This window comes from Paenibacillus vandeheii, from assembly GCF_030433635.1.
Classification (GTDB): domain Bacteria; phylum Bacillota; class Bacilli; order Paenibacillales; family Paenibacillaceae; genus Paenibacillus; species Paenibacillus vandeheii.
In genome coordinates, this window is sequence record NZ_JAROCD010000015.1 from 42,580 (window position 1) to 56,109 (window position 13,530).

Here is a 13,530-nt window from a genome sequence, read left to right on the forward strand (position 1 = left end):
GTATATCACAAAAACGAAATTTACCCTCACGCGCAGTTCCACAGGAGCCAAACCCAGCCGAAACACATAGGATATATGACTAAGATTGTTGCGAATATGGACAAGGAGGATCCTGTTGATGAAAATAGCCCTAATAGCACCTGAAAAATTGCCAGTCCCAGGTAACGGATCAGTCGAAATCTGCATTCTGGGCATCGCTCGCGAACTTGCGCTTCGTCACCAGGTGACGATCATAAGCCGTCAGATGCCCGCCCTTGCCATCACAGAGCAAATCGATGGCATTACGATCCGGCGTGTGCCAGCATCCAGCCCCAACGAGTACACAAGGGCCGTTATTCGTTTTCTGAAAATTCAACCCTTCGATTTTATTCAGGTAGACAACAGACCCCATAGTATGGCTGCAATTAAACGCGCTTTCCCTTCGATCCCCGTGGTGCTCTATCTTCACTCGTTAACCTTTGCACAACCTGGGCCAGCAAGATTAGCACTGCTAAAAAAAGCGAATTGGATTGCCGTCAACAGTCAATCCCTCAGGCAAAGGCTGGGTCGCAGATTCCCATCCTTGAAACGACGGATGGGCGTGGTGCCGCTTGGCGTGGACCTAAGCCGCTTTTTGCCAGCAATAAAAGGAGAGCAGCAGCTTCTGCGCAAGCAGTTCGGCCTTTCAGGGCCTTTCTCCATTCTGTATGTAGGCCGACTTATTCCTGGCAAAGGTGTGGATGTACTGATTCGTGCCGTAGCTATTCTTCAGCAGCAGGTACCCGTGCAACTGATCATTGCAGGGAAAGGACCTCAGGTCTACGTCCGCAAACTTCGACAGCTTGCCCGAAAATTAAAGGTTGAGGCCGCCTTCCGAGGTCAGATCGCCCATGAACACATTGACCGTTTGTACCGGGCTGTGGACTGCCTGGTGTGCCCTTCCCAAGAACATGAAGCCTTCGGACTGGTGAATGTTGAAGCTATGGCTTCTGGACTACCCGTCATTGCTTCAGACAATGGGGGCATTCGTGAAATCATTGTCTCCGGGAATAATGGATACCTTGTGAGACAGTATCACAACCCCCGAAGTTTCGCTGCTTACCTGTATAAACTGGCAGACAATCCTTCTCTCGCACGCTCTCTCGGAGAAGCCGGTCGTGCAAGTGCAGTTGAACAGTTCAGTTGGGCTAGGACAGCGATGCATCTCGAAGCAGCTTATACAAGACTCATCCGGGGATAGATCTGGTTAAGGCCGCGCTTTCCGTCAGGCTTTTTCACGTGACTGCCAGTCTGCAATAAAGCTATCCATATGCGGAACAGGGACATACACCATTTCAATTAATTCCACAATTATCATCTCTTTCATGGTAAACCTCACTTTAGCACAGGTCTGTTGGTGGAAAGCATCATAGATTCCTGAGCCTGTCCAGCAGCCGTGAGGAGCGAGCAGAGGGTTATTAACAATATATCCAACCGTCCCGATGGGAGGAACGACAACCCTAATGGCTTGAGAATCTACCCGATTGTCGGGATCTTTGACCAGAAATAAGGTATCCCCCACATTTAAAGCTTCTACGCCATGATAATGTTCCATTCCATACATGGCGGCAAATATTTTGGTTCTCATCACAAAAGCTCCTTTTACACATTTTTTTTAATTTGAAAGGGTCGAAATTATTGATCTTCCTCATAATGCTTCATCCACTCTATGAGTTGTTCACGAATTTCTTTACGATATTCACGGGGTTCAATTACCTCCGCTTCGGGGCCAAATTGATATAACCATTTCAGGAATTCACGACTACTGTTCAGCGTTACTTCAAATAACAATCCGCCATCAGGCATATCCGTCATTCGTGGACGAACAAACATCTCTTCTTCTTTTATGTAGGGGGCCACCTCTTTACTGAACCTTACTTTAAAATGAATCAGTTTATCCCCACGATCAATGGACCACGTGTTTTTCATGAACTGCGTTATGTTGAAATCCCCCATAACAAAATGGGTATTAGTTTGTATAACGTCCAGAAAGCGACTGATCCGAAACAAACAAACTTTCTTCAGCAAGTGACAATAACCAATCAAATAAAAACGCTGGTCGCGCGGAATGAGGTAATAGGGGTCAATGTCGCGGACCGTGATTTCATTTTTCGTAAGTGTGTGATATTGAGTTCGAATCGTTTGTTGATCCAGAATGGCTTCAATGACTGGAATAAGCAAATTGGGATACTTCCCTTCTTCCCGGTATGCAGGTGTGCCCATACGAATAATACCTGCAATATTTTCTACAATGTCACTGTTTCTCGATTTCATTTTGGTATGGGCCGTCATCACCTTATCAAAAGCTGAATCAAATTCAGCCGGGAGTTGCGAAGTATCCACCACGGATGGAAGCATGGAGAATACCATGGCTTCCTGTTCGGTAAAATCCAGAGGATACATGGCAAATTCACCTATGAACCGATACCCTTTGCCATAACCTTCATTCATGATAGGGGCAACCCTGTCCAAAATTCGGAGATCGCGATAAATCGTGCGCACAGTTGTACCACATTTCAACGCCAATTCTTTGGCGGAAATTCCGGGATTCGCTTGTATAGCCTGAAGTATACGCAGAAGACGAATTAATTTCTCTGTCATGTAGTTTCTCCCCTTCGATATTTTATCGGCAAGGAAAACTAGTTCCTTTAGTCCGGTACTAAATCTTTAGTCCCAAACTTGTTTTCGCACTTTCACCTTATATGTATAGTCCAATCGCACTTGTTCGGCTTACTAAATATACAATCTCTTACTTGCTTGCGTAAAATTTTAACCTCAAGTCCATATACCTACGCCAGATAGCCTACTTGGCATTCAAAAAAAACGAAAAAAAATCTTGCCTCTTTGACCAGAGACAAGACTCTTTTTCATGTTTATTTGTGCAATTGCAATAATTTAGTCAGCACATTGACCATATGGTCGCACAGTTCAGGAATATCTCCCATCTGATCTTCATTTACACTGCGATCAAAATGTACTTCAGCTGTGACAGCATACGTTGCTGGCTTATCTTCAAAAATATAATGAATATGCTGCTGCTTTCGTTGTTCCGGCCAGCTCTGCTGTATTATGGAGCTAATCGCCGGACATTGTGTCTCAGGCTCCTTAATAACCATCCTGAACCGAAGTCGCAAACGACAACCTAAGTGACCACCCGGTGTTTCCAGAATTTCAGCTGCAAGCTCCTCAAGCGATGTGCTCAGGACCACTTCACCTGTTATGTGAGGGCAATCTCTCAGGCAGAATTGCAACACGAACTCTCTGGACATACGCGCCATCTCCAGCTGATCCTTCCGGTCCGTTATGGAAATAAGTTCATCCAAATTATCAAGATCATACAGGTGGTTTTCAAATCCTACTTTCAAATTGTCATAAATCGTCGGATCAAACATGATGCGAAACCTGCCTTCTTATGCAATTTATTCCGATTAGTTGCTTTTCCGAGGCAAATAGCTTGCCAATTTGCCTAACTGCGCAACTTGAACGAGAGGCTCATTCGGCCTTACCATCATAACGAATAACGCCACTATGCGGCAATCTCTCATAAATAAAACGGCATACCATACCACATCTTCCCCAGCCCCCTACTAAAGACAGAACCTTTCCAATATAAAAAAGCCCGGTCATTACGACCGGGCTTGGTTGAGGTCAAAATATTGAATATTCTGATCCCTTATTCTTCTTTAGCTGGCTCTTCTGATGCTGCCTGTTCCGCATCATCCGCAGAAGCCGTAGGCTCTGCCTCAGCCGCTTGTGGCGGCATTACGGAAGCGATGATGGAATCAGCTGCCGTCACCAGTGTCAAACCTTTATCCAGCTTGATATCCGCAGCCGTCAATCGATCACCAATTTCCAGTCCGCTGACATCCACCTCAATGGAGGTTGGCAGATCCGCTGGCAGTCCCTCGACCTCCAGTTGAGTTTCCTGCGTCTGGAACACACCGCCTGCCTTCGAGCCGGCTGCGGTGCCTTGGAAGTCGATCGATACACTAACGCTGATCGGCTTGTTCTTCGAAATCTGCAGGAAGTCCACATGCAGCAGACGTCCGTTACGTTCCTGCTGATCCTTGATCAGCACTGGAACCGTTTTGCCCCCCTCCAGATTGAGGTTGAACATCTCGGAGCGACCTGTACGTGCTACTTTCAGCATTTCTTTTTCATCTACATGTATCGCGGCACCTTCCAATCCCGGGCCATAAACGACTGCCGGAACGCGTCCGCCTTGTCTTAACAGGCGCAATGCTGCACCTTTCTTTTCAGTTCTTGGTGTTGCCGTAAGTTGAGCCATTTTTCCGTTGGATTTCATGATTGAACATCCTCCTTCAAGGGATCCTTACTTCATATTTGTTAGGAAGCCATAAGCTTCTCTCTTAGACCAGAATGGCCTTGTTCATGCGTGGCCGAATCTGGGGCCATATCTATATTTACCCCAATGAAAGGCCATCTCAAACACTGACTTGTACAGTTTTTTTATTTTCCAGGTGAAAATGTATCTTTCTGATGAACAAAAAAGCAGCCGGAATACCTTCCGACCGCTTGTTAAGCGTACACTTCTCAACTAGTTGTATGAACGTTATAACTTAAGCAAAATTATGCACTGTTACGATCATCCTCTTCATCACTTTCACGGATGACCTGCATCTGATCCGACCCACTGTGAACCAGAATCTGTACATCTCCGTCTTCAGGACCGATATCAACGTAACGATCTCCGCAGGTATCCTTGGCTTCCCACTGATTCAGCCGTATGATTAAGCCCAGATGATGCAGCCCTGGAGCCACCCGAAAACGGGCTTCTGCTGCAGTGCCCACTCGCTCAAGCGGGACAGCCCCATCCTCCATACCTGTGCCCCATACCCAGACATCCCATCCCTCATAACACTGATCTTCCCGTTCATATCGCAGAGTGACAATTCGGGAAATGGATTTGTGGATTTTGATATTCAGTGAGGCCTGAATCCCTCCAGACTCCGCCATTATCTGCGTTGACCCTGGTGTTAAAGCACGCACGATTCCTGCTGTACTGACAGCTGCATGATCCGGATGAGACGAGCTCCACCGTACATTCATCCCTTGTAGAGGCTGGCCGAATTGATCCAGAACCAGGGCTCGGAATCGATTGACACGTGTCGTATACATCACAGACTCCCCTACAATTTCGATTCGTTCCGGATGGAGGTGCTCCACCTGCAACGTGCACTCTGAGGTAATCGTGCCACAATGGACGCTAATGGTCGCTTCTCCGGTCTCCCCTGTGTGAATGGTCCCATCGGATTGAATCGCAATAATGTCCGGGTTCGAAGAGCTCCAGGTCACCGATGCGTTCTCCACCACATTACCAAAACGGTCTCTGACCGATGCTCGCAAGCCAGCAATCTCTCCTACACTGTACACAAGACGCGGCGAATGAATCTCCATCACAGCGGGTTCAGCACCGCCACCATACTCCGTATCATACAGTACCATTAATGACCACCGTTCTACCATTACGGTTCCGCTCACCGTCTCAATGAGATCTGTACCTGCCTGATGATCATTCACCACGATATGCCAGTCACCCTCCGGCAGACTCACTTGCTGCTGCTGACCTGTTCCATTGTAGATCACCACGATCTGATTCCAGCTATCCTGATTGGCTCCGTCCTCCAGTGTAAATGCAACCACATTTCCTTCTGCACGCATTATGCGAAAATGATGCCGTACCTGCTCGGCGTTCATCATGCGAAAAGCCGGATGTGTGCGGCGCAGATGGATCAGGCCGCGATAATAGTCAAAAACAGGTCTGAAGCGAGATTTGTTGGCCCAAGTGATCGTATTCACGGCGTCCCCGCTGCGATAACTGTTGTGATCTCCTGCTTTGGACCTCAGTATCTCATCCCCTGCATGGAGGAATGGAATCCCCTGTGAGGTAAGCAAAATCCCTGTTGAGAGCAAGGAACGGCGGACCATCTCATGGTCAAGTACATCATCTGCATTAACATAACGATAAGGGTCCGCTGCTTTAACCGCCGATTCCGCACTGCCCCCTTCCACAGGCTGACCGTCTCTCCATACCGGAAAACCGAGATCATGCCTGAGGTACATCGTTGTTGCGATTTTGTCCCACAGATTGAGATTATCATGAGCTGTCACATAATTGACGGATTCCACAGGTGAAGCTGTAAAATCATCCAGTGCTCCGGCTGCACCCATGGCAATCTCATGCTCCTTGCCATCTGCTCCGGTAACAAAGCCCTTGCCGAAGCCATCGCTATCCCCTTTAATCGCACTTCGGAAATGGTCGTTAAATACGGCAAATCCCTGACCGCGTTGTGTTCCTTTTAACGTTTTACGCTCCAGTGGCGAATCTCCGCCTGTCCAAGGCTCTCCGTAGATCAGAAAGGCCGGATCAATCTGTTCTCTCAGCTCGCGGGTCAATTCGTTCATCGTGTCCGTATCAATTAGACCCATGAGGTCGAAACGAAATCCGTCTACATGATATTCCTCTGCCCAATACAGTAAAGAGTCCAAAATATATTTTCGCACCATCGGGCGTTCTGTAGCCAATTCATTGCCTACACCTGAGCCATTGCTCAATGTGCCGTCCTCACGATAACGATAATAGTAACCCGGTACAATCCGTTCAAAAGGTCCATCATCGACGCTATACGTATGGTTATAGACCACATCAAGCACGACACGAATACCTTGTCGGTGCAGGGAATGCACAAGTGCCTTGAACTCCCGGATCCGAACCGCAGGATCACGCGGATCGGTGGCATAGGAACCTTCCGGCACGTTGTAGTGCTGAGGATCATACCCCCAGTTGTATGGCAATTTGGCATTCGAACCGGCATCCGTTGTCGTTGCCAATTCATCAACCGTCTGATAATCGGCTACAGGCAGAAGATGCACATGCGTAATGCCAAGTTCGACAAGATGATCTACGCCGATGGAGTTGCCACCTCTGTCCGTCAACCCGGAGGCCGTAAATGCCAAATATTTGCCCTTATAAGGAATATCGGCATGAGGGTCAGAGGAGAAGTCTCGCACATGCAATTCATATAGAACAGCATCTGCCGGACGCAGAAATACGGGCTTCACATCCTCTTCCCAATCCACTGGATCGGTTATATCCAGGTCAATGATGGCTGTTCGCTGCCCATTCGCGGATACAGCACGAGCGTAAGGATCGGGTGCCACTGAAGTATGCTGATCATCATGTGTAATGGAATACATATAATAATGTCCGGCCCAATCCCCTTCAAGCTGTACACTCCATACTCCGTCCGGGTCACGGGTCATCGACCGTATCTGTCCATCCTCATGTTCGGTTACTTTCCCATTTGTATTATAACGTCCCTCATCATCAAAAATGAGTAAGGAAACCTGCTGTGCTGTAGGTGCCCACAGCTTGAATGTGCTTGCCGCACGAGTATATGTTAAGCCAAGATCGTTGCCTTCATAACGAAAAGCTGTCCATTCCGGCATCGTTCCCACCGCCTTTATATCCATTGATTTCGTGTTGTCCCGATGTTACGGAGCAGGACGTCATTTGTCAACCCGGGGTTGTCTGTACTCAACATATCGGTTGAACAGAGGCTTTCAATTAGCATGGTGAAAGTAAGGCAAATCCTGATAGCAATCGCTTTCAAGATATAGCATATGTAAACAAGCGCCATAGATTGACAGCATTTGTACCTGTCCTGATGAAAAAAAAGAAGGAGAGCACACCAAATGGGGTGTCCCATAAGTCATCAGCATGACGGGAACACCCCTTTGTAGCCTTATTCCAGTCTAACGAATCGAGGATACGCTATTAGCTCCTAATTCACGGATCTGAGGCTGAAGTTCGTTAAAAAAATTTGCATTCCATGGTAGTGGTAATCAGTCATCTATGGCGCGTTGGCTTCGTTAGCGAAGAACAAGGTTTATTCGTTTGAATACATAACCATTATGGATATCGCGGGAACGCTGACCTGACTGTCCTTGACCGTCCGCAGCACATCGGTGCCGGCTTGCCCCTGCTCTACAACCACATTCCATATACCTGAAGGGACGGAGGTTGTACGGGTTACATTGGAAGCATTATAGATAATGATCATCCGTCCCCATGAATCTCCGACAGCCGTTCCTACAAGTTCATAGGCTAACATTCCTTTTCCTTTTTCAAGCAATCGAATATACGCCTCAATCTCTTCCCTGGTACGAAGACGAAACGCAGGATGCTCGCGCCGAAGTCGAGTCAGCCCACGATAATAATTATATACAGGCTTAAACGTTTGCTTTTGCTCCCATCGAATGGCATTGATTGAATCCCCGCTCTTATGGCTGTTGGCATCGCCGTATTTACTTCGCAGGAATTCATCTCCAGCCGCAAATAATGGAACACCCTGGGAAGTCAACACGATGCCACTAGCAAGCAGACTGCGCCGGACCGTCTCGTTCTCCAGTATGCGATCCGGATCAACGTGCATGTAGGGCTTCGCATGCTTTACAGCCTCTTCCACGTTGTCGTAGCCTTTTACACGGCCATCCTCGCTATATGTGATAAACCCAAGTGAATCGTCCAACCCTTGAGTCCGTGCAACTTTGTCCCACAGGTTGAGGTTATCATGTACGGTTACATAATTAATTGTTTCGGATGGGGCAGCCGTAAAATCGGTAATGGCTCCCCGTACGCCTGTCCATATATCGTCTTCCTTTCCTTCCGCTCCTGTAGCAAAACCGGCTCCTGTTCCATCGCTATCACCTTTGATCGTTCCACGGAAGTTATCATTAAATACAGCAAATCCGGCTTCACGCTGATCTCCCTTAAGTGTCATCTGATCCCCGAGCGGTGATTCCAGCGCTCCCCAGGGTTCACCGTATAAGAGAATGGACGGAGAAACCGTGGCATGCAGTTCCGCTGTGAGCTCTTTCATTGTTGCCGTGTCGATCAGACCCATCAGGTCAAAACGGAACCCGTCCATATGGTACTCCTCTGCCCAGTACCGTACGGAGTCGATGATGAACTTGCGAACCATCGGGCGTTCGGTAGCCACTTCATTACCTGTACCCGATCCATTGCTGTACGTGCCATCTGGATTCTGACGGTAGTAATACCCTGGGACAAGCTTTTCAAATGAGCTGCCAGCGGTGTCAAACGTATGATTGTACACCACATCCATAATGACTCCGATTCCCTTCTCGTGGAGGGCGAGCACCATCGATTTGAACTCACGAATTCTGGTCTCCGGTTCATCTGCACGTGAAGCATAGGAACCTTCTGGAACGTTGTAGTGGAGCGGGTCATATCCCCAGTTATAGCTGGAATCATCCGAAGCATTGTCATGTGTCCCGGTTTCATCCACCGTCGCAAAATCAAATACGGGAAGCAGATGCACATGGGTAATGCCCAGCTCAGCCAAATGATCGATCCCCAGCGTATTCCCGTTTGAATCACGCAGACCTGTCTCGGTAAAAGCAAGGTACTTTCCTTTGTGTCTCATGCCGGATGACTTATGGATCGAAAAATCGCGCACATGCAGCTCATATAAGACCGCATCTACCGGACTCACCAGTTCTGGACGGATATCCGCATTCCACCCATTCGGATCGGTCTGTTCCAGTCTGACAATTACACCCATCTCTCCATTCATGGTCACAGCCCGTGCATAAGGATCAACCGCAATCTCCTGCCGTCCGTCATCAAAGGTGACCCTGTACATATAACGATAACCGTTCCACTCGCCTTCGAGCCTCAAGAACCAGATGCCCTGATCCTGCCTGTTCATAGGTATTTCTTTCTGTACCGCCTGATTCTTCAGTTCATTGGGAATTCCCCCTGTTGAAGGCGGGTAGATCAGTACATCCACCTGCTTTGCCGCAGGCGTCCACACTTTGAAACTACAGGCTTGTGGTTCCATCGTGACACCCAGATCTCTTCCTTGGTATGTATCCTCCAAATCCCATGTCGCAAGCTTGTGCTGGTCTTCAATCATGCTGTGTATTCCCCTCTCAATGACAATAAAATAAATGCGGAACGAATGCTCCTTACTTTTTATACCCCTTCTGTCACTTAACCATAATCTTGGGGATGAAAAAGACCATAAAAAAACAAGCCATGCTTCACGTCGTTTCACGTAAAACACAGCTTGTTGAGGGATTAGCCCTTTTTCTCTAATGCGGCACCTGGGACTGAAAATCGTTCCGGCTGGACTGATCCGCATGGTAAAACACAACATCACCATCCTTCAGCGGCCAGTTACTGCCTTGACTGTTTACCGGACTTCGGTTAAAGCCCTCTATCTGCCATTGATTCATCAAAGGGGCATGAATATATTGCAAGTGGGGGGCTTCGGTATTGCCACCTCGCAAACTCTCAATATTGAAGTTGACCACGATATACCCATCCTTCAGGAAGGTGGCCGACTTCTCATCGAGAGGATGTTGTCTGGCGAGTGCTTCGAGATCGGCTCCCTTCTGTACAGCGTACACATCGGCCGGCAGACTGTACTCACCATACCAGCGCTGGATGGCTGCATTGACCCGGTCCAAATTGACGCCAGGGGGGATGTCCGTCTTTGGTCCTATCAGTGTGCGGATAGGCGAGGACAGGATCAGCCAGTCATAACGACCTACCCATGTTTTCTCGTGAGAAGTCTGATCCACGAAACGGACCATGTATTCTGCAAGGGTGCTCTGGCTTTGCTCCTGCGGTGTCAGCTCGTAGGTATAGCGATACCTAGCCGCATCCCCCAGCTCCGTACTGGGTACATTCCGAAGCCGCGCGTTCAGAACAACAAAGCGTTTCTCCAAATCCTGCGCCGATCCGATACGAATGAGACGCTCCTGGCCCCGGTGATAGTACAGATCCACTTCCTGGCGCGAAGAACCATCCCGACTCACAAAATGGAAACTCGGTGTAATTCGTACACCATCCTGCTTGCCAAACATATTACCCTTTGTTTTGAGGCCAAACTTGATATGGTATCCTGTTTTGACTGCCACATTTTTGAACCCCTGCACAGAATGACTGCCTGGACGAATCGGAAGAATGAACGGAGCTAAATTCCCTCTAGGGTCCCCATCTATACCGTTAAGGCCCGTCCAGTAGCCGACTCCTGTAGGCTCTGGACTGCCCATCTGCTTACGAAATACATTCTCCCAGTTATAGTCGGAAATATCGGTCACGCGAAAATCATACAACCGTCCGATGACTTCCACAGGTACCGTGTCTGACGCTACATGATGCGCCAGATTCGTATTGGCATCCTGCTGTTCAGTGAAGTTCGCTGGTGCATTTTCGGCGATATTGCGGAACTCGACTTCATAGTCCCCCTCGTCCACCCAAACCGGAAGATAAAAGGGAGTATCCAGCTGATTAACTGGAATATCCACCCACGTCTTGGCGGGGATGAACTGGCTGCGACCTTCGTTATAGACATCAAACGGGAAGCGCACCTGCTTGATACGAAAATACTTGGCGTAGTCCCGGTTTCCGTAGCCGGGGTAACTTGCAGCATCCAGATGCTGCCCCGAGGTCGGGATTCTTACGATAAACGGACGCTCCAGAATGAGCGCTGCCCGGTTTATATTCGGCGTCGTCTTCTGGTTATGCGGCTGGTCATCCGATACCCAGGCGTAGTTCACGACAGGTGTATGTACCGTGACCGTATTTATGCTGTTGATTGGAAAAACTTTGTTGATTCCCCCATTTACATTGCCCGGCAACAAATCGTAATAAATTTCGCCGGAACTCGTGGTATTTGCCTTGTTTATGAGCGTATTGCTGATCATGTTATTAGGCTTATACAGTACATCACGGTTAATAGTAGTCGGATTAGGAATATTAGACGGAATTGGCCCATCCTTCGTCGTTTCCGAAGAACTCATGATCGTTGAACCATTAAAATTGACCATATCATTACTCACTTTGCTTTGGGGCGTATTGCTTTCAGCCATCCCTTTAAGCGTGGATGTGTGATCCGGAAGAGATGGTGGAGAGTTCAATCCCCCTGTTAGAAGTGGTGGAGAAAAAGTGATTGATGATGTATTAGCTGGTCTAACGTGACTATTAACATCCGCATCATTAATCGAATCAAGTAATGGTGGCGTATACCCTGAAGGTGTCATGGTGACCTTCCCACCAGGCAAGGCATAGTTACTCATTTCAGCCTGATTTATCTTGTATACTTCCAAATTATTAATTTGCCAGTATGAATAATCCCTGAATAATTGGAATGTATATGTTTTGGACTGAGTATCCGTTTTTGTCACCGGAGGTCCTGGAGTACAACCAGTTTCAGTACACACTTGAGGACCGGGTACTGTCCATTGACGTGCATACGTAACTTCAACAGTACAGTCATATGTGGTCTTTCCAGACATTTTTCCCCAATCCTGTTTGAACAAATATTCATCAGCTAACGCGTTGGTATAAAGAGATTCAGTTGTTGGAATCCCTTTAAGAACATCGAATTTTTCGGAATCCCTGTCGTCAGCCCGAATAACTCCATTGGCACCTGGGTCCATGTCACTTTGCCTCATAACTGTCCCTGGAGAAGGACTTCCAATCGTCCAACTGCATTGTCCCGATCCATTGCCTTCAGGAATTTCGGGTTGATTGCCTCCTCCGCCACTGTCGGTGCATGAAGCACCCGAGCCAACTGTCATCTCAAAGCTATCCTCTTCATCAAGCGCTTGGGTAGCGTCAATAAAGTGTGCAGTAATCGTTGCTGTGCCAGTTGGGGCAACCGCTGCTACTAATCCAGAACTATTGACCGTCATCGTAGATGTGTTAGAACTTGACCACTTGAGCTTGGCATGGCTCTGTAGGGGCCAAACACTTCCATCTACCTTTGTCAAAGTTGCTGTTAACTGAGTTGTTCCGTTTGGAGCTACGCAAGTGTTACCGCTGATCTCGAGACCGGATGTCCCATCCGCATACGTAACTTTCAATTTCTTATCCTTGTAAACGTAGGTGTAAGAATCAAAGTCGGCTATGAATTTCGAAAAGTACCATACTTGTTTTGCTCCTGGATTGGCCCAGTATTTTCTATAAGTATCATTGTTAAATGTTTGCTGAAAACTGATCGTAATCAAATTCAAGCTTGGAACGTCAACGACTTGACCTGCAATGGTACTTGCATCAGTGTAGCCCTGAGAGCCATGTACATCATCTATTGGAGACGTTTTGTCGATAGTAATTTTAGATGCTACTACATCGATTTTGGAAATCCCTGCATCTTGAACCCATATTCCATCCAGTGAATTTCCATCAGCAACGATATAAAAACCCTTGGAACGTGGAATATCAGCTGCTAGGTTAGGATCTGTACATCCTGGAAATTTCGGTAAATCGGCACCAAAACTTACGCCCGTGTTAGGGTTTTTGTTTTCCGTTAGAGCTCCGCTTGGACAGTATTGGCTGGGTTGACTGGTAGTCACTGATACTCGTCCTCCACCAGCACGCCAATATTTTCCGTTAAAGTTTCCTGAATCGCCAGCTGTCCATCTGTCCCAATAGTAGACACCGCCATAATTTGTATT

8 protein-coding genes are annotated in these 13,530 nt (G+C 47.7%); 1 reads left to right on the forward strand and 7 read right to left on the reverse strand.

Annotation, left to right across the window (positions count from 1 at the left end; genetic code table 11):
• Positions 1-118: 118 nt before the first annotated feature.
• Positions 119-1,219, forward strand: coding sequence for a glycosyltransferase family 4 protein (locus P5G61_RS25945; RefSeq protein WP_301249107.1), 1,101 nt, complete (start codon positions 119-121; stop codon positions 1,217-1,219).
• Positions 1,220-1,243: 24 nt separating this feature from the next.
• On the opposite strand, the gene P5G61_RS25950 is transcribed toward P5G61_RS25945, so the two are convergent.
• From P5G61_RS25950 to P5G61_RS25980, 7 genes are all read right to left on the reverse strand, one after another.
• Complete coding sequence (locus P5G61_RS25950; RefSeq protein WP_301249109.1) at positions 1,244-1,606, reverse strand: HIRAN domain-containing protein; 363 nt, start codon at positions 1,604-1,606, stop codon at positions 1,244-1,246.
• 47 nt (positions 1,607-1,653) lie between these two features.
• Positions 1,654-2,619: a helix-turn-helix transcriptional regulator gene (locus tag P5G61_RS25955; RefSeq protein WP_079350638.1), complete on the reverse strand. Its 966-nt coding sequence runs from the start codon at positions 2,617-2,619 to the stop codon at positions 1,654-1,656.
• 272 nt (positions 2,620-2,891) lie between these two features.
• Positions 2,892-3,410 carry a hypothetical protein gene (locus tag P5G61_RS25960; RefSeq protein ID WP_301249110.1) on the reverse strand — a complete coding sequence of 173 codons (519 nt, stop codon included), beginning with the start codon at positions 3,408-3,410 and terminating at the stop codon, positions 2,892-2,894.
• Positions 3,411-3,691: 281 nt separating this feature from the next.
• Complete coding sequence (locus tag P5G61_RS25965) at positions 3,692-4,324, reverse strand: 50S ribosomal protein L25 (protein WP_301249112.1); 633 nt, start codon at positions 4,322-4,324, stop codon at positions 3,692-3,694.
• A 284-nt stretch (positions 4,325-4,608) separates the two neighbouring features.
• Positions 4,609-7,488, reverse strand: coding sequence for a type I pullulanase (gene pulA, locus P5G61_RS25970; RefSeq protein WP_301249113.1), 2,880 nt, complete (start codon positions 7,486-7,488; stop codon positions 4,609-4,611).
• A 440-nt stretch (positions 7,489-7,928) separates the two neighbouring features.
• Positions 7,929-9,980 carry a type I pullulanase gene (gene pulA, locus P5G61_RS25975; RefSeq protein WP_301249114.1) on the reverse strand — a complete coding sequence of 684 codons (2,052 nt, stop codon included), beginning with the start codon at positions 9,978-9,980 and terminating at the stop codon, positions 7,929-7,931.
• Between the two features lie 178 nt (positions 9,981-10,158).
• Positions 10,159-13,428 carry a DUF5704 domain-containing protein gene (locus P5G61_RS25980; protein ID WP_301249115.1) on the reverse strand — a complete coding sequence of 1,090 codons (3,270 nt, stop codon included), beginning with the start codon at positions 13,426-13,428 and terminating at the stop codon, positions 10,159-10,161.
• Between the last annotated feature and the right edge of the window lie 102 nt (positions 13,429-13,530).

What these genes read in the sequence shown, in the direction of transcription:
- P5G61_RS25965 (WP_301249112.1), bottom strand. Translation starts at nt 4,324, where the DNA reads ATGAAATCCAACGGAAAAATGGCTCAACTTACGGCAACACCAAGAACT.
- P5G61_RS25945 (WP_301249107.1), top strand. Translation starts at nt 119, where the DNA reads ATGAAAATAGCCCTAATAGCACCTGAAAAATTGCCAGTCCCAGGTAAC.
- pulA (WP_301249114.1), bottom strand. Translation starts at nt 9,980, where the DNA reads ATGATTGAAGACCAGCACAAGCTTGCGACATGGGATTTGGAGGATACA.
- P5G61_RS25960 (WP_301249110.1), bottom strand. Translation starts at nt 3,410, where the DNA reads ATGTTTGATCCGACGATTTATGACAATTTGAAAGTAGGATTTGAAAAC.
- P5G61_RS25950 (WP_301249109.1), bottom strand. Translation starts at nt 1,606, where the DNA reads ATGAGAACCAAAATATTTGCCGCCATGTATGGAATGGAACATTATCAT.
- P5G61_RS25955 (WP_079350638.1), bottom strand. Translation starts at nt 2,619, where the DNA reads ATGACAGAGAAATTAATTCGTCTTCTGCGTATACTTCAGGCTATACAA.
- pulA (WP_301249113.1), bottom strand. Translation starts at nt 7,488, where the DNA reads ATGCCGGAATGGACAGCTTTTCGTTATGAAGGCAACGATCTTGGCTTA.